Origin of the sequence: Cellulosimicrobium cellulans (assembly GCF_001722485.1) — a bacterium.
Classification (GTDB): domain Bacteria; phylum Actinomycetota; class Actinomycetes; order Actinomycetales; family Cellulomonadaceae; genus Cellulosimicrobium; species Cellulosimicrobium cellulans_A.
In genome coordinates this window covers 1-20,704 of sequence record NZ_LWGL01000015.1, presented here as the reverse complement: position 1 = coordinate 20,704, position 20,704 = coordinate 1, and the positions used below count along the sequence as shown (strand labels likewise).

Below are 20,704 nucleotides of genomic sequence, written 5' to 3'. Positions count from 1 at the left end.
CTCCGCTCATCCTGCGGACCGCGCGGGAAAAGTGTGCCAAGCGGCCGACGTCGAGACCCGCCGCATGCAGCACGGCGCCCCTCGCCGGGAGCGAGGGGCGCCGCCGTGCGGGCGAGACGTCAGGCCGCGGGCTTGAGCAGCACCTTTGTCCAGCCGTCCTCGCGCGCGTCGAAGCGCGCGTACGCGTCCGGCGCCTCCTCGAGCGCGAGCTCGTGGGAGACGATGAACGACGGCCGCGCCCGGCCGGCGACGATGAGGTCGCGCAGCTGGCGGTTGTAGCGCATGACCGGCGCCTGACCGGTGCCCATGTGCTGGCCCTTGGTGAAGAAGGTGCCGTAGTCCCAGCCGATGCGACCCTGCTGGGCGTCCTCGTCCTGTGCGCCCGGGTCCTGCGGCACGTACACGCCGACGACGCCGATGCCTCCCGTCGACCGCACCACCTGGACGAGGTTGTCCAGGACGAGCTCGGGGTGCTCCTCGCCGGACGAGTCGTGCGCCTGGTACCCGACGGCCTCCACCCCGCTGTCGACGCCGCGGCCGAGCGTCGCGTCCATGATCTGCTCGACCGGGTCGCCGGCGGAGAAGTCGACGCCCTGCGCGCCGATCTCCTCGGCGAGGCGCAGCCGGTCGGGCTCCTTGTCGACGACGAAGACGCGCGACGCGCCGCGGATGAGCGCGCTGTGCGCGGCCATGAGCCCGACCGGCCCGCCGCCGAAGACGGCGACGTCGTCACCGGGGGAGACGCCCGCGAGCTCGGTGCCGTGCCAGCCCGTGGGAAAGATGTCGGACAGCATCGTGAAGTCGTTCTCGTGGTCCGTGCCCTCGGGGAGCTCGAGGAGGTTGAAGTCCGCGTAGGGCACGCGCAGGACCTCGGCCTGCCCGCCGTCGTACGGGCCCATGTTGGCGTAGCCGTAGGCCGCGCCGTCCATCCCCTCGGTCGGATTCGTGCGCAGGCAGTACGACGTCCAGCCGGCGCGGCAGTTGCGGCACGTGCCGCACGCGATGTTGAACGGGACGCTCACGCGGTCGCCGACCCGGACGCGGCCGACGGCGCTGCCCACCTCCTCGACGATCCCCATGTTCTCGTGGCCGAGGACCTTGCCCTCCTCGACGGCGGTCCGCCCCTCGTACATGTGCAGGTCGGACCCGCAGATGTTCGTGGTCGTGATGCGGACCAGGGCGTCGGTGGGCTCCTCGACCCGGGCGTCGGGGACGTCGGTGACCTCCACCTGGTTCGGTCCGCGGTAGACGACGGCGCGCATCGTGGTCCTCCTCGTGTCGGTGGGCCGCCCGGCCCGGGCGACCTCGCCATCGTGCGCACGGGACGTGCCGGTACGCACGCCCGACGACGCGGGACTCGACCCCTGCGCGCGCACCATGTCGCATCCCGCTTCAACGGTGATGGGTCTGGATCTTCGCCAGGCGCCAACGGCGCATCGACACGCTGGAGAGCGTCCGATCGAGAACCTTCGCGGCTTCTTCGGCCGTACCGGACAAGACGATCTCATCGTCCTCCGGCGTCCACCGTCGTCGGACGACGCCGTACCGGCCCTCGCGCCCGGCGGCAGGTCGCCAAGACGCGACGTCCGCGGCGGCTTCGCGCTTCCGCTCGATCCCGAGGACATCCGGTGAGTGCCACGCCCATGGCGCGAGCCGCGCCGCGGCCACGTTCGTCACCATGATGTTGTAGACACTGTCTCGCGCATTCGGCCTGGCGGTCCGTGACACGCCACACACCTTGGCGATCACCTCGCAGATGTAGGTCGAGAGCGCGGCGCTTGCCGTGACGAAGCTGATGTACGGAACACCGGTCGCGGTCCGGCCGACGGAGCCGTCGCCGTCGAGAAGGCCGCGCACGTAGTCCGGGGCGGAGAAGGGAACGTCAGGAGGGGCGACGCTGGAGCTCTTGCGTCCCACGGTGACGCCGAGCGCGGCGAGGGCGCGGCGGGTCGACTGGTCGAAGATGCCGAGCGTGGCCGTCTCGTAGACGGACTTGAAGTTTGTGGTTCGGGTTCGTCGCCGGACGGAGGATGAGGCAGACCTCGACGACCACGGAGGCGTCCTCGTCCTGCACTCGCCTGCTCGGACCCGTGGCCCGCTGCCTGCTCAGGACGACACGTCCGCCGTCGTGAAGCGGCTCCACGCGAGCGCGCCGAAGACCGCCACCCACGCCGCCTGGACGGCGAGCCCCTGGCCCAGCACGCCGAGGTCGACCTGGGCGCGCAGCAGCTCGCCGACGTCGAGCCAGTGGTGGGTGAGCAGCGCGCCGTGCACGGCGGACAGCTGAGGGAGGGCGTCGAGCACGCCCGAGACGATCGCGACGACGACGGTCGCCGCCATCGCGGCGACCGGCACCTCGGTCAGCGTCGAGAAGAACAGGCCCACCGCGACGAGACCCGTGAGCGACAGGCCGACGTACGCGACGATGCCCGCGGTCCGAACCAGGCCCTCGGTCACCGGCACCGTGTCCCCGGAGAGCAGCGTGACGTCGCCGACGCCGAAGTACGCGGCTCCCGTGACGAGCCCGGACAGGGCGATCGCGAGGACGGTGCACGCCGCGAAGACGAGCACGGCGAGCGCCTTCGCCGCGAGGAGCCGGGTGCGGGGCACGGGGACGAGCAGGAGGTAGCGCAGGGTGCCGGCCTGTGCCTCGCCGGCGACGGCGTCGCCCGCGACGATGCCTACCGCCAGCGGGAGCAGCAGGGGCAGGCAGGCGACGAGCGCGGTGAGCACGAGGAACAGGCCGTTGCCCGTGACGCGGTCGAGGAACGGCGGTCCGCCGGCGCCGACGGCGGTGTCCTGCGTGACGAACAGGACGGTGCCGACGAGGACCGGGACGAGGGCGAGCCCGACCAGGAGGACGAGGTTGCGGCGCCGGCCCAGGACGAGGCGGAGCTCGCTGGCGAGCAGTCGCCCGAAGGCGCCACGGGCACGGTCCGGCGACCCGGCCTGCGCGTCGACCGGCGTCGGGTCAACGAGCGACATCGAAACCCTCCCCGGTGAGCTCGACGAACAGGTTCTCGAGACTCGGCCGCTGGACCTCGAGCCCGACGAGGTCGAGCCCGGCGCCGACCATGGCGGCGGAGATCTTCTCCGGTGCCACCATGCCCAGGCGCGCGGACAGCACCGCCCCGTCGGCCCGCACGCCGAGCAGGCCGAGGTCGGCGAGGAGCCGGGTCGCGCCGTCCACGCACGGGCCCGTGGTCGTGACGACGACCGTCGTCTCCGCGTCCGCGGCGAGCTGTTGCGGGGGGCCCTGGACGAGCAGCCGTCCGCGGCTCATGACGCCCACGTGCGTGCACACCTGCTCGACCTCCCCGAGGAGGTGCGACGACACGAGGACGGTCGCGCCGGCGTCGGCCAGCTCGCGCAGGAGGTGGCGCACCTCGCGCGTTCCCTGAGGGTCGAGCCCGTTCGTCGGCTCGTCGAGGACGAGCAGGTCGCGCGGCCGCAGCAGCGCCGCGGCCAGCCCGAGGCGCTGCTTCATGCCGAGCGAGTACTGCCGGAACGGCTTGCGCGCCGCTGCCGTGAGGCCCACCCGGTCGAGGGCCGCGGCGGCCCGGCGGTCCCGCGTCCGGGGGTCGGCGGTCGCGTCCACGGCGTCGAGGCGGTCGAGGTTCGCGCGCCCGGACAGGTAGGGGTGGAAGCCCGGGCCCTCGACGAGCGCGCCGACCCGCGGCAGGACGCGTGGCCCCGCTGCGGGCATCGGCTCCCCGAGGAGCGTGGCCGTGCCCGACGTCGGCGCGACCAGTCCCAGCACCATGCGCAGCGTCGTCGTCTTGCCGGAGCCGTTCGGCCCGAGGAACCCGTAGACGGCGCCGCGAGGCACCTCCAGGTCGACGGCGTCCACCGCGACCTGACCCGAGCGGAAGCGCTTGGTCAGGCCGCGGGTGCGCACCGCGAGGTCGTGCACCGCGGCAGTGCTCGTCGCGCTCGGCGTGCTCGTCATGCGAGGTCGCGCAGCACCTCGGCCGGCACGGCCCCGGCGAGGACGCGGCCGTCGTCGGTCACGAGCACGGAGAGCAGGGCCGAGGAGAGCAGCCGGCCCTCCGGGACCTCCTCGGTCAGCTGCTCGTACAGCGCGGTGGCGTCGATCTCCGGCAGACCGGGCGCGGTCCCGTCCTCCCCGACGAGCTCGCCGTAGAGGTCCTCGGCGCCCGCCGAGCCGAAGCTGCGCTCGACACCGGGCAGCGCCGCCGCCGAGGCAGGGTTGCCGGCGAGCAGCCCCGCGACGTCGACGCCGGAGACCGAGACGACCGTCTCCCAGCCGGTGCCGCTGACCGCGACGCCCTCGGGCAGCGCCGTCAGCTCCTCCGGGCTCGCCGACGGGTGGTCGGCGGGGTCGGGCAGCGGGACCTCGACCTCGCTCGTGGACGCCCCGGCCGGTGCGGAGAAGTCGAAGACGGCGTCGTCCGGCGTCTCGAAGGACACGTCGGTGAACCCGATCTCGAGCGCGGGCGTCTGCGTGTCCTGCGTGCTCCAGACCTGGACCCGCAGCGGCGTGGAGGTCTCCGCGTCGACGGCGACGAGGACGCGCTCGACGAGGGTGCCGTCGGTGCGCGGCACGAGGCCGAGCTGGTAGGCGTCGCGACCCGCGACCTCGGTCGCCGTGCCGACCGACAGGTCCGTGGAGAGCCCGGCGTAGGCGACGAGGGCGTCCGCCGCCTGCGCCGGCGTCGGCAGGTCGCCCGCGACGTCCGGCGCGGAGCCGGTGCGCGCGGCCTCGTCGAGCTCCTCGTACGCCGCGAGGTCGTCCGGCGCGATCGTGTAGTGCACGACCTCGTCGTCGCGGCTGGAGTACGTCCAGGCCTCCGGGCCGTCCCGCACGACGGAGAACTCCGACAGGTCGCCGAGCAGCGCGGCGCGCGAGCGGTCCTCGCCGTCGGACCAGACGCGCACGGTGGAGCTGCCACCCAGCAGGTCGAGCGGGCTCGCGCCCTGCAGCTCCTCGAGCGGGAGCTCGGGCAGCCCGAGCCGGGCGGTGTGGACCACGGTCCCGGACAGCGGGACGGGGTCCGCCTCCGCGACCCTCGCCAGCAGCTCGGCGGGCGTGAGGTCGGGGAGGTCGGCGTCCGCGGAGGCGACGAGCACGGGCGCGGCGAACGCACCGGTGACGACGGCGGCGACCACGACGGGCACCGCCCAGCGGGCGCGCCGCGACGGTCCGCCGACGGTCTCGGGCGAGGACGAGGGGACGTGTTCGGCTGCCATGACGACACCGTGGCACACCGCACCTGAGGCCACGCTGAGAAGGCCGCGTCCGCGCCTCCGCCGCACGCGGGCCGCGGGAGTGCCATGCTGGCGGCGTGCGGGTGCTGGTGGTCGAGGACGAGCGGGGCGTCGCCGGGGCGCTGCGCCGCGGCCTGCTGGCCGAGGGCTTCGCGGTCGACGTCGCGCTCGACGGACGGCGCGGTCTCGCGCTCGCCGCGTCCGGGGCGTTCGACGCCGTCCTCGTCGACATCATGCTGCCCGGCCTGAACGGGTACGACCTCGTCGCCCGCCTCCGCGAGCGACAGGTCTGGACGCCCGTGCTCATCCTCAGCGCCAAGGACGGCGAGTACGACATCGCGGACGGGCTCGACCTCGGCGCGGACGACTACCTCACGAAGCCCTTCTCCTTCGTCGAGCTCGTCGCGCGCGTGCGTGCCCTCGTCCGGCGAGGTCCCGCGCCGCGGCCCGCGGTCCTCACGGCGGGCGACCTGTCGCTGGACCCGGCCGCGCACGTCGTGACCCAGCGCGGCTACGAGGTGGAGACCACGGCGCGCGAGTTCGCGCTCCTCGAGTACTTCATGCGCCGCCCGGGACAGGTGCTGAGCAAGGTGGAGCTGCGCGACCACGTGTGGGACGCGGCGGGCGACGGCCTCAACGTGGTCGAGGTCTACGTCGGCTACCTGCGGCGCAAGTTCGGCCAGGCGGTCATCGAGACCGTGCGCGGCGCCGGCTACCGCCTGCCGGCCGCCGCGCCGCCCGCGGAACGCGGTCCCGTCGCGCCGTGAGACCTTCCCCGTGGTCGTTGCGCGCGCGGCTCACCGCCCTCGCGTCGCTCGTCCTCGCGGCCGCGCTGGTCGTCGGCGCCCTCGCCCTGTCCGCGGTGGTGTCGGGCGGGCGTGTCGCCGCGCTGGACGACATCGCGCGCGAGCGCGCGCTCCTCGTGGCCCGGCTGGCCGCGAGCGACCAGGTGCCGGACGTGCTGCCGGTGTCCGAGCCGGGCGAGGTCGTGCAGCTCCTCGGCCCGGCCGGCGAGGTCCTCGCGTCCTCGGCGACGGCGAGCCGGACGCTCCCGGTCCTCCCCGTCGACGAGCTGGCGACCCTGCGCGCCGAGGCGGTGGCTGCGGACGGCGTGCGCGTGGCCGGGACGGAGCGCGGCGCGTACGACGCCGCGGCGCGCGTCGCGGTCGCGCCCGTCGCAGGCACGGGCGGGACGACCGCCGTGGCGACCGTGCCGCTGCGCGAGGTGGAGGGCGTGGTCCGGGCGCTGCGCGTCTCGCTCGCGGTCGTCGTCCCGCTGCTCACGCTCGTGGCGGCGGGCGTGATCTGGTCGGTGCTCGGGAGGGCGCTGTCGCCCGTGGAGGACCTGCGGCGCGGGGCCGAGGCCGTCGCGCGGTCGGGCGGACCGGGAGTCCTCCCGGTCCCGCGGACCGACGACGAGCTCGGGGCGCTCGCCCGGACGCTCAACGCGATGCTCGACAGCCTGCAGGCGGCCGCCGCGAGGCAGCGGTCGTTCGTCGCCGACGCGGCGCACGAGCTGCGGTCGCCGGTGGCTGCGCTGCGCGCGAGCATCGAGGTGGCGCGGCTGCACCCCGCGGCGTACCCGGCGACGAGCTCGCCGTGGAGCTCGAGGGCGAGGTACGGCGCCTGCAGGCGCTCGTCGACGACCTCCTCGTCCTCGCGAGGCTCGGCGCGCGGCCCCTCGTCGACGAGGACCTCGACCTCGGTGCGCTGGCGCGCGAGGTCGTCGCCGTGCCCACGGTCCGGCCGCCGGAGCACGGGCGCCCTCCCGTCACGGTGACGGTCGTCGAGGACGGCGCGGCGACCGCCCGTGGCGACCGGGACGCCGTCGCCCGGATCCTGCGCAACCTCGTCGACAACGCGGTCCGGCACGCCACGTCGCGCGTGCGGGTGACGGCCGGCCCGGGCAGCCTCGTCGTCGACGACGACGGTCCCGGCATCGACCCGGCCGACCGCGAGCGCGTCTTCGAACGCTTCACGCGGCTCGACGAGGCGCGCGAGCGGGACGCGGGCGGCACCGGCCTCGGCCTGGCGATCGCCCGCGAGTCGGCCCGCGAGCACGGCGACGACGTGGTGCTGGGGGAGTCGCCGCTCGGTGGGCTGCGCGCCGAGGTGCTGCTGTCGGGCCCGGGACCGCGCCGGACGACGGGCTGACCTGCGCGCGCGTCCCGGCACGTGTCAGTGCAGCAGGTACTTGAGCAGGATGACGACGAGGCCGAAACCGCCCGCGACCGCGGCCTCCGCGGCCAGGGCGAGGCCGCGGGCGCCGGCCCGGTGGCCGGCCAGCAGGGCGGCCGCCACGACCAGGGCCACGGTGGACCACAGCGCGAGCCACGCGGCACCGGACACGTCGAGCCCCAGCGCACGGCCGAGCAGGAAGACGAGCACGGGCGGAACGCTGCCGACGAGGACGCCCGTGTTCGTCCGCAGCGCCGTCGCGAGTCGCGCCCCGACGGAGTGCTCGACGTCCTCGAACCGGCCCCCGACCGCGTCGACGTAGACGTGCGCGAGCCAGTAGACGACCGCGACCACGCCGGTCGAGACGGCGACGCGGTCGAACGCGTCGTCGTGGACGCTCGCGACCGCCAGGACCGAGGCGCTCACCACGGCGCCGTACAGCAGCTCGGGCACCGCACCGGGGGCGAGGTGTCGGCGGAGCGTCTCGGGCATCTCGGCCACACGATCACGGTAGCGACGGCGCGGGAGGCCTGCGCGCGGGGAGGCCGGTAGACTCGGGGACATGCTTCCGGCGCGAGAGCGCCGGCGGGATCCGATGAGACAGCGGATCGAGAAGCCCCGTCGCTCCACACGGCGGGGCTTCTCGCGTCGGTGGGGGCGCCGGGCGCTCCTGCGCGGGCGGGCCGGCTACCGGACGACGACGATGTCGTAGCTCGCCGCGTACGGCGTGCGCGCGACGACCCCCTGGGCGTAGGCGACGGCCTCCTCCGGCGTCGCCTTCTGGTCGACCGCGTGGTCGGTCGCGCGGTCCATGGCCACGACGTCGGCGGCCCCGTCCACGAACACCGGCGTCCAGAACGTGTACCTCAGCGCGTCGCGGGCGTCGTAGGAGCCGGCCTCGCGCACCGGGACGACGACGCGACCGGTCTGGTGCTGGATCTCCCGGATCCTCGCGCGGGCGTCGCGCGTGAGCTCGAGGGTGCCCCGGACGTCGTCGAGGTCCGCCCGCGCCAGGATCGACGTCACCTCGCGCAGCACCGGGTCGGGGAGTGGCCGCCGCCTCTCCACGACGACCATCTCGCCGGACGACAGGGTGCACGCGGCCTGGTGCTCGGGCAGCTGGTCCACGTGCTCGGGCGCGATCACGTCGCCGACCGCGAGCGCCGGCAGGTGCGGCACGGCCTCGACCGCGCCCGGCGCGGGCGCCTCGGCCTTGACGACCGCCGCTGCGCCGTCGGGCACGTCGACGGCCGGCGTGCCGAGGCCGAACGCGTCGAGCGCCAACCACAGCGCGACGACGAGGACCGCTGCGACGGAGGCGATCTTCCCGGACCGGTCCTGCAACGACTCTCCCTGTTTCGACCTGCGCATGCTCTCGTTCCCGAGGTCTATGCGCCGGGGCCCCGGGAGAGCGTTCAACGGAGGGGCCGGGTCGCGCGTGGACCGCTGTCGCACGAGAAAGGCCTCCGACCCGCGTTCCGCAGGTCAGAGGCCTTCGACTGGAGTGTCCGGAGGGGGACTTGAACCCCCACGCCCGATAAAGGGCACTAGCACCTCAAGCTAGCGCGTCTGCCATTCCGCCACCCGGACGAGTGGACCTTCCCGGCGTTCCCGCCGTTCCGGTGCGGGGAAAAACATAGCACGCCTCGGGCGGGGATCCGGAATCCGGACGGTCGCCGACGCGACGCCGCGTCGTCGTCCGGCCGGGCGCGTCTCGGGACGACCTGGGGCACACTGGGCGCATGAGGGCGCGCAGGGGCGCGACGACCTGGCGGGGGTGAGCGTGACCGACGAGCAGCAGCGGCCGTCCGAGGGGGCGTCCTCGACCGCGCGCACGAACGGGGCGAACGACCGCGCGGCCGCCTCCGTGAAGCACCTCGCGGGCGCCTCGCGCGAGGCGCGCAAGGTGGCGGGGGCGCGGCGCAACCCGTCCGTGGTGGGCTACGGGGACACGGTGCCGTCGTGGCTGCGCACCGCGGCCGGATGGTCGTGGCGGCTGCTCCTCGTCGTCGCCGCCGTCGCGCTGATCTTCTACGCGACCGCGCAGGTGCAGCTCGTCTTCGTCGCCGTGTTCCTCGCGCTCGTCATCACGTCCGTGCTGCGCCCCGTGACCGACCTCTACGCCCGCGTCATGCCGCGCGGTCTCGCGGTCGCGCTCGCCATCCTCTCCGCCCTGCTGTTCATCGCGGGCCTGCTCACGTACGTCATCTCGTCGGTGGCCGGGCAGTGGGAGCGGCTCGCCGGCGAGTTCAGCGACGGCATCGAGGAGATCTTCGACTTCCTGGAGAACGGGCCGCTGCCCGTGACGATCACGGCGGACGACGTCAACGGCTGGATCGAGAACGGCCGTCAGTGGATCACCGAGCACGGCGGGGACATCGCGAGCCAGGCGGCCGCGAGCGCCGGGTCCGTGTTCGAGGCGTTCGCGGCGATCGCGCTCGCGATCTTCTGCACGGTGTTCTTCCTCGCGCGCGGCAAGGACATGTGGACCTGGTTCCTCAACCAGCTCCCGGCGCGCTCGCGCGAGAGCTGGAAGATCGCGGGCGGGGCGGGCTGGTACACCTTCTCGGGGTACGCGCGCGGCACCGTGATCATCGCCATCATCGACGGCATCCTCGCCGGCGTCCTGCTGGCGGTCCTGGGCGTGCCGCTGGCCGCACCGCTCGCCGTGCTCGTGTTCATCGGGGCGTTCATCCCGATCATCGGCGCGCCGGCCGCGATGATCGTCGCGGCCGTCGTCGCGCTCGCCGCGGACGGGGTCGTCACGGCGCTCATCGTCACCGTGGGCATCGCGCTCATCGGGCAGTTCGAGGGGCACATCCTGCAGCCCCTCATCATGGGGGCGCAGGTGTCGCTGCACCCCGTCGTCGTGGCGCTCTCGGTCACGGCCGGCACGCTCATCGCGGGGATCCTCGGGGCGGTGGTGTCCGTGCCGCTCGTCGCGGTCGCCTGGTCGGTGTTCGCGCGGCTGCGGCACAAGGACCCGCCCATGGAGGACGAGGTGCCGACGGCGAAGGAGATCGCGCTCGGCGACGTGCCGCCCTCGTCGGGCACGGCCGGCGCGACCGGCTGACGCGACCGTGCGCGCGTCAGCGGGGGACGGCGGAGACGCCGGCGTCCAGCCGCACGCGCACGTGCACGACGTCGCCCACGCCCTTGCCGACGTCGCGCCGCACCGCGCGCAGCACGGCGAGCAGGTGCGGGCCTCCGTAGGACACGAGCGAGGCGCGGTACGCCACGCCGTCGACGCACGCCAGGACGGGGACGCGGCACCGCGTCCCGAACAGCTCGGCCGCGTCGAACGGCAGCTCCACGAACGCGCCCGTCGTCGTCCCGGCCGCGGTGACCACGGCGTCGAACTCCACCTCGCCGGGGTCGGTCCACGTCGGCATGGGCCGACGCTAGCGGAGCGTGCGCCGGGTGCGCGTCCGGCACGCGCGGACGCGCACCGTGCGGCCACACTGGAGCATGAGGATCGGCATACCCACCGAGGTCAAGAACCACGAGGACCGCGTCGCGCTCACCCCTGCCGGCGCCCACCACCTCGTGCGGGCCGGGCACGACGTGCTCGTCCAGTCCGGGGCCGGCGACGGCTCCCACCTGTCCGACGCGGAGTTCGAGCGGGCGGGCGCGCGCGTCGTCGCCACGGCCGAGGAGGTCTGGGGCGAGGCGGAGCTCGTGTGCAAGGTCAAGGAGCCCGTCGCGAGCGAGTACCCGCTGCTGCGCAAGGACGCGCTGCTGTTCGCCTACCTGCACCTCGCCGCCGACCGGGCCTGCACCCAGGCGCTGCTCGACGCCGGCACGACGTCGGTCGCGTACGAGACGATGCAGGCGCCGGACGGCAGCCTGCCGCTGCTCGCGCCCATGAGCGAGGTCGCCGGGCGCATGGCGACCCAGGTCGGGGCGTGGCTCCTGCAGCGGTCCGCCGGGGGCCGGGGCGTGCTGCTCGGCGGCGTGCCCGGGACGCCGCCCGGGCGGGTCGTCGTGCTCGGCGGCGGGACCGCCGGGCGCAGCGCCGCCCGGATCGCCGTCGGGATGCGCGCCGAGGTGACGGTCCTCGACCTGTCCCTGCCGGTCCTGCGCGAGCTCGACCACGAGCTCGGCGGCCGCGTGCGGACCGTGGCGTCGAGCGCCTACGCGATCGAGCGCGAGGTGCTCGAGGCGGACCTCGTCGTCGGCGCCGTCCTCGTGGCCGGCGCCCGCGCGCCGCGGCTCGTGAGCGACGACCTCGTCGCCCGCATGCGCCCGGGCGCGGTGCTCGTCGACGTCGCGGTCGACCAGGGCGGGTGCTTCGAGAGCTCGCGCCCCACGACGCACGACGACCCGACCTTCGCGGTCCACGGCACGACGTTCTACTGCGTCGCCAACATGCCCGGCGCCGTCCCGGTCACGAGCACCCAGGCCCTGACGAGCGCGACCCTGCCGTACCTCGCGGCGCTCGCGGACGGCGGCCTCGACGCGGTGCGCGAGGACCCGCTGCTGCGCGCCGGGGCGTCGACGCACCGCGGCGCGCTGCTCAACGAGGCCGTCGCCCGCGCGCACGACCTGGAGCGGACCCCGGCCGCGGACGCCCTCGCCGGCTGACGCCCCGACGGCGCGTCCCCCGGCCGGCCGCGCGCCGGCCGGGGGAAATGTCGTGATCCGGGCGCGATCGCGTGGCAGGGTGGCCGGGTGCAGCCCTTCGCCCTCGACGACGGCACCGTCCACCTCGCCACGCCGACGACCGACGACGTCGACGCGATCACCGCCGCGTGCCAGGACCCGGACGTCGCCGCCTGGACCGTCGTCCCGTCCCCGTACACGCGCGACGACGCGCTCGGCTTCGTGCGCGACTACGTGACCCCTGGCTGGGAGCGCGGGAACGTGCTCACCTGGGCCGTGCGCGAGAGCGCCGGGCCGACGGGCGTGCCGGGCCACGAGGGCGCCGGCCCGCTCCTCGGCATGTTCGGCCTCGGCCTCGACGACGCGCCCGCGGGGCAGCGCTCGGCCGAGATCGGCTACTGGATGACCCCGGCGGGCCGCGGCCGGGGGCTCGCGACCGCGGCCGGCCGGCTCGTCGTCGACGCCGCGTTCGACCCCGAGGTGCTCGGCCTCGCGCGCCTGTCCTGGGAGGCGTACGTCGGCAACTGGCCGTCGCGGCGCCTCGCCTGGCGGCTCGGCTTCCGCGTCGAGGGCACGGTGCGCGGCCACTCCCTGCAGCGCGGCGTGCGCCGCGACGCCTGGGTGGGCACGCTCCTGGCCGACGACCCGCGCGAGCCGGCCGAGCCCTGGACGCACCCGGTTTCCGCTGCGCGGGCGGCGGGGTGAGGATGGGGCCCATGACGTCTCAGCCCGTGGCGCCGACCGGCGCCGACCTCGACCTCGACCCCGCCAACCCGTTCGCCGCGCCGTCGACGCTCCCGTACGAGCTCCCCGACTACACCGCGGTCCGCGAGGAGCACTACCTGCCGGCGCTGCGGGCGGCGATGGCCGCCCAGCGCGCCGCCGTCGAGGCGATCGCGTCCGACCCCGAGCCGCCGACGGTCGCGAACACGCTCGAGGCCCTGGAGCGGTCGGGGCGGGCGCTCGCGCGCGTCGGGCACGCGTTCTTCAACCAGGTCAGCGCCGACGCGACGCCCGGTCTCGAGGAGATCCAGGAGACCGTCGCGCCGGAGCTCGCCGCGCACCACGACGCGATCTACATGGACACGCGCCTGTACGCGCGCGCCCGCGCGCTGCAGGACGCCGCCGACGCCGGCGAGCTGACCCTCCAGCCCGACGCCGCGTGGCTCCTGCGCACGCTCCTCGTCGACTTCCGCCGGTCCGGCGTCGAGCTCGACGCCGAGCAGCAGGCACGCCTGCGCGACCTCAACGCGCGCCTGACGAGCCTCGAGGCGGCGTTCGGGCGCAAGCTGCTCGCCGGGGCGAACGCCGCGAGCGTGCTCGTGACCGACCGCGCGGAGCTCGAGGGCCTGTCCGACGACGCGGTCGCGGGCGCGGCGGCCGCCGCCGCGGCCCGCGGGCAGGAGGGGTGGCTGCTCGAGATGCAGCTGCCGACGCAGCAGGGCGTCCTCGCGTCGCTCGCGCGCCGCGACGTGCGCGAGCGCGTCCAGCAGGCGTCCGAGGGCCGCGGCGCGGGCGGCGACGAGCACGACACGCGCGCCACCGTGCTCGAGACGGTCCGCCTGCGCGCCGAGCGCGCCCGGCTCCTCGGCTACGAGCACCACGCCGCGTACGTCGCCGAGGACGCCACGGCGAAGACGACCGAGGCGGTGAACGCGATGCTGTCGCGCCTCGCGCCCGCCGCCGTGGCCAACGCCCGCCGCGAGGCGGCCGACCTGCAGACGGCGCTCCGCGCGGACGTCCCCGACGCGGACCTGCGGGCCTCGGACTGGTCGTTCTACGCCGAGCGCGTGCGCAAGGACCGGTTCGCGCTCGACGACGCGCTCCTGCGCCCCTACCTCGAGCTCGAGAAGGTCGTGCACGACGGCGTGTTCCGCGCCGCGACCCTGCTCTACGGGATCTCGTTCACCGAGCGCACGGACCTCGTCGGCTACCACCCGGACGTGCGGGTCTTCGAGGTCTTCGACACGGAGTCGCCGGGCGCGCCCGGCGACGGCATGGGCCTGTTCCTCGCCGACTGGTACACGCGCGAGGCCAAGCGTGGCGGCGCCTGGATGAACAACCTCGTGGACCAGAACCACCTGCTCGGGCAGCGGCCCGTCGTGGTGAACAACCTCAACATCGTCAAGCCGCCGGCGGGCGAGCCGACGCTGCTGCGCTGGGACGAGGTCATCACGCTGTTCCACGAGTTCGGGCACGCGCTGCACGGCCTGTTCTCGGACGTGCGCTACCCGTCCCAGTCGGGCACGGACGTGCCGCGCGACTTCGTCGAGTACCCCTCGCAGGTCAACGAGATGTGGGCCTGGGAGCCCGAGATCCTGCGCTCCTACGCGGTGCACCACGAGACGGGCGAGCCGATGCCGTCCGCGTGGGTCGAGACGATGCTCGCCTCCCGGCAGTTCAACGAGGGCTTCGCCACGACCGAGTACCTCGCCGCGGCGCTCCTCGACCAGGCCTGGCACCGCCTCGGGCCCGACGACGTCCCGGCGTCGGTGGACGACGTCGTGCCGTTCGAGGTGGCCGCGCTCGAGGCGGCGGGCGTCGCGTTCGCCCCCGTCCCGCCGCGCTACCGCACCACGTACTACAACCACGTGTTCGGCGGCGGCTACGCGGCCGGGTACTACTCGTACATCTGGTCGGAGGTGCTCGACGCCGACACGGTCGAGTGGTACCGCGAGAACGGCGGCCTGCGGCGCGAGAACGGCGAGCGCTTCCGCCGCGCCCTGCTCGCGCGCGGCGGCTCGCAGGACCCGCTCACCTCGTTCCGCGAGCTGCGCGGGCGCGACGCCGACATCGCGCCTCTGCTCGCGCGCCGCGGCCTCGACGCCTGAGAACGGCTCCGCGCCGCACGCCGAGGTAGAGGGTCCGACGCCGAGGTAGAGGGAATCTCCCTCTACCTCGGCGGAGAACCCTCTACCTCGGCAGGTAGCGTGGGCGCATGACGAGCGTCCGACCCGACACCCCCGCCGTGCCCGTCCCCACCGCCGAGGACGAGGTGGTGCGCATCTGCCAGGACCTCCTGCGCATCGACACCTCGAACTTCGGCGACGGCTCCGGGCCGGGCGAGCGCGCCGCCGCGGAGCACGTCATGGCGCTGCTGCACGAGGTCGGCCTCGAGCCGGAGCTGTTCGAGTCCGCGCCCGGCCGGGCGAGCGTCGTCGTGCGGCTCGAGGGGCAGGACCCGACGCGGCCCGCGCTCGTGCTCCACGGGCACCTCGACGTCGTGCCCGCGCAGGCGTCCGACTGGTCCGTCGACCCGTTCGCGGGGGAGGAGCGCGACGGCCTGCTGTGGGGGCGTGGCGCCGTCGACATGAAGGACATGGACGCGATGATCCTCGCGGTCGTGCGCCAGATGGTCCGCGAGGGGCGCAAGCCCGCGCGCGACGTCGTCGTCGCGTTCTTCGCCGACGAGGAGGCGGGCGGCGTGTTCGGCGCGCGGTACGCCGTCGACCGCCGGCCTGAGCTGTTCGAGGGCGCGACCGAGGCGATCAGCGAGGTCGGCGGCTTCTCCGTCGAGGTCGACGGCAAGCGCGCCTACCTCCTGCAGACCGCGGAGAAGGGCATCGCGTGGTTGCGGCTCGTCGCCGAGGGTCGGGCCGGCCACGGCTCCCAGGTCAACCCCGACAACGCCGTGACGCACCTGGCCGAGGCCGTCGCGCGCATCGGCGCCCACGCCTGGCCGTACACGCTCACCCCGACCGTCGACGCGCTGCTGCGCGGCGTCGCCGACCTCACCGGGCTGCCGTTCGACCCGCAGGACCCGTCGTCCGTCGATGCGCTCGTCGCGGCGCTCGGCCCCGCGTCCCGCTTCGTCGGCGCGACCGTGCGCCACACGTCCAACCCCACGCAGCTCACCGCCGGGTACAAGGCGAACGTCATCCCGGGGCGCGCGGAGGCCGCGATCGACGCGCGCCTGCTGCCGGGCCACGAGGACGAGGGCTTCGCGACGCTGCAGGCGCTCGCGGGCGAGCACGTGCGGGTGGAGGAGATCCACCGCGACATCGCGCTCGAGGTGCCGTTCTCGGGCGACCTCGTCGACGCCATGGTCGACGCGCTGCACGCCGAGGACCCGGGGGCGACCGTGCTGCCGTACACGCTGTCGGGCGGCACGGACAACAAGTCGCTCGCGCGCCTCGGCATCACCGGGTACGGGTTCGCGCCGCTGCGCCTGCCCGCGGACCTCGACTTCTCCGGCATGTTCCACGGGGTCGACGAGCGCGTGCCCGTCGAGTCGCTGCGGTTCGGCGTCCGGGTGCTCGACCGGCTGCTGCGCACCTGCTGAGCACCGCTGAGCACCCTGCTGAGCCCGGCCGGCCTCGCGCCCGTCAGCGCCCGTCGAGCAGCGCGGTGACGCTCGAGCGCAGCCGCGGGCGGTAGCTCCCGCCGAACAGCACGGCGTGCACGGCCAGCGGGTACACCTGGTGCAGGGCGACGCGGTGGCGCCAGCCGCGCGCGAGCGGGTGGTGCTCGGCGTACCCGGCGAGGACCTCGTCAAGGTGCGGGGCGCCGAACAGCGCGAGCATCGCGAGGTCGGCCTCGCGGTGGCCGCCGTGCGCGGCGGGGTCGATGAGCACGGCCTCGACGATGTCGCCGCCGTCGTCGCCGGCCTTCCGGTCGTGGTCCCGCGCGGGCGCCGTCGCGGCCCACAGGACGTTGCCCGACCACAGGTCGCCGTGCAGGCGGGCCGGTGCGTCGTCGAGCGCCGGACCGGCGAGGTCGGCGAGGCGCTCGCCGAGCCGCTCGAGGAGGCGCGCGTCGTCGGGCGTGAGGGCACCGCGCTCGACCCCCTGGCGCGCGACCGGCGCGAGCCGCGCCTGCGCGTAGAACGTCGGCCAGTCGGGCCAGTGCCCGGTGGGCAGCGGGAGCGGGTCGTCGAGCGGCCCGAAGAACGCGTCGCCGTCCCAGCCCGCGGGTGGCGCGCCCCAGCCGGGGGCGCCCGCGTCGTGCAGGACGGCGAGCCGGCGCCCGAGCTCTCGCGCCGCCTCGGGCGTGGGCCGGGCGGGCGCGAGCCGCTCCAGGTCCAGGTGCGTCGCGCCCACGTCGTGGACCGCCACGACGCGCGGCCCGCCGGGCACGCGCAGCCACGCGAGCCCTGCGGCCTCGCACGCGAAGAAGCCTGCCGGGGCGTCCGCCCGGGTCTTCGTGAAGACGGCCGTCACGGGCTCAGAGCGTGGAGCTCACCCGGATGATCTTGCGCCGCAGCCACACGCGCCGCTCGCCGCCGACGTACAGGCGCGTGCGGGCGAGCTCCCAGCGGCCGTACTCGGCCTCGTCGGTGAGCAGCCGCTTCGCGTCGGACCGGCTCGTGGAGCGGTCGATCGTCAGGACGCGGTACTCGTACTGCCCACCCTGCGCGGCCCATCCGGACCGCCGGCGTGACGTCGGCGTGCTCTCCACGACTCACCGTCCCTCTCGTCCGTCGCACCGGTGACCGACCGCGTCGACCACCGGCATACCGTGTGCCATTGTGCCCCTCTCGGCGCTACCGTCAGGGTATGACCGCTGACCCGCGTGCCGCCCTCGACCGGTTCGTCGCCGCGCTCGAGGCCCACTACAACGCCGTCGCCGCACGTCGCGGGGAGGACGACCCCGCCGTCGACGACGCCTACTACGTGCTCGCGGACGCCTTCGAGGTCTACGACGAGGCGCTCGGGCAGGTGCACGGGGAGGCCACCCCGTTCTACCTCGCCGAGGAGGACGACGAGGACGAGGACGACGACGAGGACGACGAGCTCGAGCCGCTGGACGACGCGCTCGACGACCCGGTCGACGACGACGAGGTAGTGGGCGAGCTGGAGGCCGACGGGGCGCGGTGACGCCTGTGCGTCACCACCGCTCGGGGTAGCCGACCTCGATCTCGCTCACGTCGTCGAGCGCGGCGCGCACGGCGTCCGGCAGCTCGAGGTCCGTCGCCGCGAGCGACGTCCGCAGCTGGGCGGGGGTGCGCGCGCCGACGATCGCGCCGGCGACCGCGGGGCGGCCTAGCAGCCACGAGAGGGCGACGTCGAGCGGGGCCCTCCCCAGCCCGTCGGCAGCCGTCACGACCGCCTCGACGATGCCCGACGACTCCTGGTCGAGGTAGGGCTCCACGAACCCGGCGAGGTGCGGGGACGCGGCGCGCGAGTCGGCGGGCAGCGAGCGGCGGTACTTGCCGGTGAGCACCCCGCGCGCGAGCGGCGACCACGCGAGGAGCCCGAGGCCGAGGGCCTCGGCCGCGGGCACGACCTCGCGCTCGACGCCGCGCTGCAGCAGCGAGTACTCGAGCTCGACCGCTGCCAGCCCGACGTCGTCGGCGCCGGCGAGCAGGGACGCCGCCCGGGCCGTCGCCCAGGCCGGGTGGTTGGACAGGCCGACGTAGCGCGCGCGGCCGGACGTGACGGCGTGACGCAGTGCCGACAAGGTCTCGGCGAACGGCGCGCGCGGGTCGGGCGCCTGCACGAGGAACAGGTCGACGTGGTCGGTGCCGAGGCGCGCGAGCGACTCGTCGAGCGAGTCGAGCAGCGCGCCGCGGGAGGCGTCGACGACCGGACCCGACGGCGTGCGCCGCACGCCCGCCTTGGTGCACAGCACGACGTCGCGGCGGTCGACCTTGGTGCCGAGGAGCGAGCCGATGAGCGACTCCGCGTCGCCGTCGGCGTACGAGGCGGCCGTGTCGACGAGGGTCCCGCCCGCGTCGACGAAGTCGCGCAGCTGCTCGGCGGCGTCGAGCTCGTCGGTGTCCCGGGCCCAGGTCATCGTCCCCAGCCCCAGGGCCGAGACGCGCAGGCCGCTGCGGCCGAGCTGACGGTGTTCCATGGGAGCCGAGGTTACCGGCGAGCACCCGGGGGCGCGGCTTGGCGCGCGGGTCCGGCGGGCGTCGTCGGCCTCCTGCGGGCAGGTTCACCCGCCCGTGCAGGTCAGGCCGTCCGCCGGGGTATCGTGTCCGCTCGTGAATGCGTGGGAAGCCGTCCTTCTCGGCCTCGTCCAGGGTCTCACCGAGTTCCTCCCGATCTCCTCCAGCGCGCACCTGCGCATCGTGGGCGAGCTCATCGGGTCCCAGGACCCGGGGGCCGCCTTCACGGCCATCACGCAGATCGGGACGGAGACCGCCGTCCTGCTCTACTTCCGCCGCGACATCGCCCGCATCTGCGTGGCCTGGTGGCGCGCGCTGCGCGGGGACCACGGCACGGACTGGCGGTCCCGGATGGGCAAGGCCGACCCGGACGCGGCGATGGCGTGGTTCATCGCGCTCGGCTCGATCCCGATCGTGGCGCTCGGTCTGCTCTTCCAGGAGTCGATCGAGAACACGTTCCGCAACCTCTACCTCACGGCGCTCATGCTCGCGGTGTTCGCGCTGATCCTCGGCTGGGCCGACCGGGTCGGGGCGAAGCGCCGCACGCTGCGCGAGCTCACGCCGGGCCAGGCCGTCGCGTTCGGCTTCGCGCAGGCGCTCGCCCTCATCCCGGGCGTCTCCCGCTCCGGCGGCACGATCACCGCCGGCCTGCTCATGGGCTTCACGCGCGAGGCAGCGGCGCGATACTCGTTCCTGCTCGCCATCCCGGCGGTCCTCGGGTCGGGCTTCTACCAGCTCTTCAAGTCGGCCGGGGAGCCCGAGCCGGGCGCCCCCGGCGCCGGGGCGACGCTCATCGCGACGCTCGTCGCGTTCGTCGTCGGGTACTTCGTCATCATCGCGTTCCTCAAGATCGTCTCGACGTTCTCCTACACGCCGTTCGTCGTCTACCGCCTGGGCCTCGCCGCGGTCGTCGTCCTGCTCCTGCTCGTGGGCGTGCTCGAGCCGGGCGGGACCACGGCGACCACGCCGTAGCCGGCCCGCCGGGGCGCCGTCGGGCCGCGACGGCCGGTCAGAGCCAGCCGGCGCGCCGGAACAGGCGGTGCAGGACGACGCACCCGCCCGCCATGAGCGCCAGCGCGAACGGGTAGCCCAGCGTCCAGTGCAGCTCGGGCATGACCCGGAAGTTCATGCCGTAGACGCCGGCCACGATCGTCGGGTAGACGAGGACCGCCGCCCACGCGGAGATCTTGCGCATGTCCTCGTTCTGGCGCACCGACACCTGGGACATGTGCACCTGCAGCATGTCCGACAGCAGGTCGTCGTGGGCGTCGAGGTGGCGGTCGATGCGCTCGACCGTCGAGACGAGGCGGTCGAGCACGTGCCGGTCCAGGCCGAGGTGGGCGGGCATGTCCTCGTCGAGCAGCTCGGGCAGCTCGGCCGTCACCGGCAGCAGGGCGTGCCGCGCCTCGGTGATCTCGCGCTTGAGGTCGTAGATGCGCTCGACCGGGTCGGCCCGCTCCTCGTCGAACACGACGCGCTCGGTGTCCGCGACGGAGTCGCCCAGCTCGAGCTCGACGGCCGAGGCGCTCGCGACCACCGCCATGACGACGGCCGCGGTCACGCGCCGGGCGCCGGCGCCCCGCGGCGTCCCCGGCGACGTGAGACGGTCGAGCACGGCGTCGTGCATGTCCGCGCCGCCCGTCTCCGCGGTGAGGACGACCCCCGGCCCGACGAGCGAGGCGAACCCGCCGGTGTGCACCTGGCGGTCGTCCGGGGTGAACCAGACCGTGGGGACGACGACGAGCAGCCAGTCGGCCGCGAGGCGCCGGACGTGCGCGAGCGGGCGGTGCGGCCGGGACGGGTCGCGTCGCGGGGGCGTGGCCCAGGCCCGGGCGCCGGGGTCGAGCAGCGCCGCGACGTGGT

Annotated in this window: 22 protein-coding genes and 1 tRNA gene; 10 read left to right on the top strand and 13 right to left on the bottom strand. The window is 74.9% G+C overall.

Features of this window, described 5'->3' with window-relative positions; all coding sequences use genetic code 11:
• Positions 1–119 precede the first annotated feature (119 nt).
• The 5 genes from JZ5iCDA_RS03390 to JZ5iCDA_RS03370 form a co-directional block, all read right to left on the bottom strand.
• Positions 120–1,262, bottom strand: a complete 1,143-nt coding sequence (locus JZ5iCDA_RS03390) for a glutathione-independent formaldehyde dehydrogenase (protein ID WP_069385856.1) — start codon at positions 1,260–1,262, stop codon at positions 120–122.
• A 130-nt stretch (positions 1,263–1,392) separates the two neighbouring features.
• Positions 1,393–1,917 (bottom strand): hypothetical protein, encoded by a 525-nt coding sequence (locus tag JZ5iCDA_RS03385; RefSeq protein ID WP_069385855.1) that lies wholly within the window; start codon positions 1,915–1,917, stop codon positions 1,393–1,395.
• Positions 1,918–2,106: 189 nt separating this feature from the next.
• A complete protein-coding gene (locus tag JZ5iCDA_RS03380; protein ID WP_083259617.1) occupies positions 2,107–2,985 on the bottom strand; it encodes an ABC transporter permease in 879 nt (292 codons plus the stop codon).
• On the bottom strand, positions 2,972–3,949 hold the full coding sequence (locus tag JZ5iCDA_RS03375) for an ABC transporter ATP-binding protein (RefSeq protein WP_069385854.1): 978 nt from the start codon (positions 3,947–3,949) through the stop codon (positions 2,972–2,974). The genes JZ5iCDA_RS03380 and JZ5iCDA_RS03375 overlap by 14 nt, the downstream gene beginning before the upstream one ends.
• The gene (locus JZ5iCDA_RS03370; protein WP_069385853.1) at positions 3,946–5,211 is read right to left on the bottom strand and encodes a LolA family protein; all 1,266 of its coding nucleotides are present in this window, start codon (positions 5,209–5,211) and stop codon (positions 3,946–3,948) included. The genes JZ5iCDA_RS03375 and JZ5iCDA_RS03370 overlap by 4 nt, the downstream gene beginning before the upstream one ends.
• A 95-nt stretch (positions 5,212–5,306) precedes the next feature.
• Between JZ5iCDA_RS03370 and JZ5iCDA_RS03365 the strand changes: the two genes are divergently transcribed.
• Genes JZ5iCDA_RS03365 through JZ5iCDA_RS19580 form a run of 3 tightly spaced genes read left to right on the top strand, consistent with a single transcriptional unit; the run spans position 5,307 to position 7,383 of the window.
• The gene (locus tag JZ5iCDA_RS03365) at positions 5,307–5,996 is read left to right on the top strand and encodes a response regulator transcription factor (RefSeq protein WP_069385852.1); all 690 of its coding nucleotides are present in this window, start codon (positions 5,307–5,309) and stop codon (positions 5,994–5,996) included.
• Positions 5,993–7,009: a HAMP domain-containing protein gene (locus JZ5iCDA_RS03360; protein ID WP_253181933.1), complete on the top strand. Its 1,017-nt coding sequence runs from the start codon at positions 5,993–5,995 to the stop codon at positions 7,007–7,009. Before JZ5iCDA_RS03365 ends, JZ5iCDA_RS03360 begins: the two co-directional genes overlap by 4 nt.
• Positions 6,961–7,383, top strand: coding sequence for an ATP-binding protein (locus tag JZ5iCDA_RS19580; protein WP_253181932.1), 423 nt, complete (start codon positions 6,961–6,963; stop codon positions 7,381–7,383). Before JZ5iCDA_RS03360 ends, JZ5iCDA_RS19580 begins: the two co-directional genes overlap by 49 nt.
• A 24-nt stretch (positions 7,384–7,407) precedes the next feature.
• Here the strand turns inward: JZ5iCDA_RS19580 and JZ5iCDA_RS03355 are convergent, their stop codons facing one another.
• The 3 genes from JZ5iCDA_RS03355 to JZ5iCDA_RS03345 all read right to left on the bottom strand — a co-directional run bounded on the left by JZ5iCDA_RS03355 (position 7,408) and on the right by JZ5iCDA_RS03345 (position 8,997).
• Entirely contained in the window at positions 7,408–7,908 is a 501-nt protein-coding gene (locus JZ5iCDA_RS03355) for a hypothetical protein (RefSeq protein WP_069385851.1), read from the bottom strand.
• A gap of 186 nt (positions 7,909–8,094) precedes the next feature.
• On the bottom strand, positions 8,095–8,778 hold the full coding sequence (locus JZ5iCDA_RS18725; RefSeq protein WP_171905279.1) for a hypothetical protein: 684 nt from the start codon (positions 8,776–8,778) through the stop codon (positions 8,095–8,097).
• Positions 8,779–8,912: 134 nt separating this feature from the next.
• A tRNA-Leu gene (locus JZ5iCDA_RS03345) sits at positions 8,913–8,997 on the bottom strand.
• A 346-nt stretch (positions 8,998–9,343) separates the two neighbouring features.
• Between JZ5iCDA_RS03345 and JZ5iCDA_RS03340 the strand changes: the two genes are divergently transcribed.
• The gene (locus JZ5iCDA_RS03340; protein ID WP_139122937.1) at positions 9,344–10,480 is read left to right on the top strand and encodes an AI-2E family transporter; all 1,137 of its coding nucleotides are present in this window, start codon (positions 9,344–9,346) and stop codon (positions 10,478–10,480) included.
• 16 nt (positions 10,481–10,496) lie between these two features.
• Here JZ5iCDA_RS03340 and JZ5iCDA_RS03335 read toward each other — a convergent pair whose 3' ends face one another.
• A complete protein-coding gene (locus JZ5iCDA_RS03335; protein ID WP_069385849.1) occupies positions 10,497–10,799 on the bottom strand; it encodes a DUF1905 domain-containing protein in 303 nt (100 codons plus the stop codon).
• Between the two features lie 76 nt (positions 10,800–10,875).
• Between JZ5iCDA_RS03335 and ald the strand changes: the two genes are divergently transcribed.
• The 4 genes from ald to JZ5iCDA_RS03315 all read left to right on the top strand — a co-directional run bounded on the left by ald (position 10,876) and on the right by JZ5iCDA_RS03315 (position 16,291).
• Positions 10,876–11,991 carry an alanine dehydrogenase gene (ald, locus tag JZ5iCDA_RS03330; protein ID WP_069385863.1) on the top strand — a complete coding sequence of 372 codons (1,116 nt, stop codon included), beginning with the start codon at positions 10,876–10,878 and terminating at the stop codon, positions 11,989–11,991.
• 87 nt (positions 11,992–12,078) lie between these two features.
• Entirely contained in the window at positions 12,079–12,714 is a 636-nt protein-coding gene (locus JZ5iCDA_RS03325) for a GNAT family N-acetyltransferase (protein WP_069385848.1), read from the top strand.
• Positions 12,715–12,716: 2 nt separating this feature from the next.
• Positions 12,717–14,840, top strand: a complete 2,124-nt coding sequence (locus tag JZ5iCDA_RS03320; RefSeq protein ID WP_139122936.1) for a M3 family metallopeptidase — start codon at positions 12,717–12,719, stop codon at positions 14,838–14,840.
• A gap of 107 nt (positions 14,841–14,947) precedes the next feature.
• Positions 14,948–16,291 (top strand): M20/M25/M40 family metallo-hydrolase, encoded by a 1,344-nt coding sequence (locus tag JZ5iCDA_RS03315; RefSeq protein ID WP_069385846.1) that lies wholly within the window; start codon positions 14,948–14,950, stop codon positions 16,289–16,291.
• A 43-nt stretch (positions 16,292–16,334) separates the two neighbouring features.
• Here the strand turns inward: JZ5iCDA_RS03315 and JZ5iCDA_RS03310 are convergent, their stop codons facing one another.
• Both JZ5iCDA_RS03310 and JZ5iCDA_RS03305 read right to left on the bottom strand, forming a co-directional pair.
• Positions 16,335–17,168, bottom strand: coding sequence for a fructosamine kinase family protein (locus JZ5iCDA_RS03310; protein WP_069385845.1), 834 nt, complete (start codon positions 17,166–17,168; stop codon positions 16,335–16,337).
• A 4-nt stretch (positions 17,169–17,172) separates the two neighbouring features.
• Positions 17,173–17,406, bottom strand: a complete 234-nt coding sequence (locus JZ5iCDA_RS03305; protein WP_069385844.1) for a DUF5703 family protein — start codon at positions 17,404–17,406, stop codon at positions 17,173–17,175.
• A 98-nt stretch (positions 17,407–17,504) separates the two neighbouring features.
• Here JZ5iCDA_RS03305 and JZ5iCDA_RS03300 point away from each other — a divergent pair, with 98 nt between their 5' ends.
• The gene (locus JZ5iCDA_RS03300; RefSeq protein ID WP_069385843.1) at positions 17,505–17,825 is read left to right on the top strand and encodes a primosomal protein; all 321 of its coding nucleotides are present in this window, start codon (positions 17,505–17,507) and stop codon (positions 17,823–17,825) included.
• A gap of 10 nt (positions 17,826–17,835) precedes the next feature.
• Here the strand turns inward: JZ5iCDA_RS03300 and JZ5iCDA_RS03295 are convergent, their stop codons facing one another.
• Positions 17,836–18,804 carry an aldo/keto reductase gene (locus JZ5iCDA_RS03295; protein ID WP_069385842.1) on the bottom strand — a complete coding sequence of 323 codons (969 nt, stop codon included), beginning with the start codon at positions 18,802–18,804 and terminating at the stop codon, positions 17,836–17,838.
• A 133-nt stretch (positions 18,805–18,937) separates the two neighbouring features.
• Here JZ5iCDA_RS03295 and JZ5iCDA_RS03290 point away from each other — a divergent pair, with 133 nt between their 5' ends.
• On the top strand, positions 18,938–19,813 hold the full coding sequence (locus JZ5iCDA_RS03290) for an undecaprenyl-diphosphate phosphatase (protein WP_069385841.1): 876 nt from the start codon (positions 18,938–18,940) through the stop codon (positions 19,811–19,813).
• Between the two features lie 37 nt (positions 19,814–19,850).
• Here JZ5iCDA_RS03290 and JZ5iCDA_RS03285 read toward each other — a convergent pair.
• Positions 19,851–20,704: CorA family divalent cation transporter (locus tag JZ5iCDA_RS03285; protein ID WP_069385840.1), on the bottom strand; the 854-nt coding region annotated here is incomplete at its 5' end.

Coding starts and splice junctions, on each gene's coding strand:
- JZ5iCDA_RS03300 (WP_069385843.1), top strand. CDS start 17,505: ATGACCGCTGACCCGCGTGCCGCCCTCGACCGGTTCGTCGCCGCGCTC.
- JZ5iCDA_RS03375 (WP_069385854.1), bottom strand. CDS start 3,949: ATGACGAGCACGCCGAGCGCGACGAGCACTGCCGCGGTGCACGACCTC.
- JZ5iCDA_RS03390 (WP_069385856.1), bottom strand. CDS start 1,262: ATGCGCGCCGTCGTCTACCGCGGACCGAACCAGGTGGAGGTCACCGAC.
- ald (WP_069385863.1), top strand. CDS start 10,876: ATGAGGATCGGCATACCCACCGAGGTCAAGAACCACGAGGACCGCGTC.
- JZ5iCDA_RS03370 (WP_069385853.1), bottom strand. CDS start 5,211: ATGGCAGCCGAACACGTCCCCTCGTCCTCGCCCGAGACCGTCGGCGGA.
- JZ5iCDA_RS03380 (WP_083259617.1), bottom strand. CDS start 2,985: ATGTCGCTCGTTGACCCGACGCCGGTCGACGCGCAGGCCGGGTCGCCG.
- JZ5iCDA_RS03315 (WP_069385846.1), top strand. CDS start 14,948: ATGACGAGCGTCCGACCCGACACCCCCGCCGTGCCCGTCCCCACCGCC.
- JZ5iCDA_RS18725 (WP_171905279.1), bottom strand. CDS start 8,778: ATGCGCAGGTCGAAACAGGGAGAGTCGTTGCAGGACCGGTCCGGGAAG.
- JZ5iCDA_RS03295 (WP_069385842.1), bottom strand. CDS start 18,804: ATGGAACACCGTCAGCTCGGCCGCAGCGGCCTGCGCGTCTCGGCCCTG.
- JZ5iCDA_RS03335 (WP_069385849.1), bottom strand. CDS start 10,799: ATGCCGACGTGGACCGACCCCGGCGAGGTGGAGTTCGACGCCGTGGTC.
- JZ5iCDA_RS03320 (WP_139122936.1), top strand. CDS start 12,717: ATGGGGCCCATGACGTCTCAGCCCGTGGCGCCGACCGGCGCCGACCTC.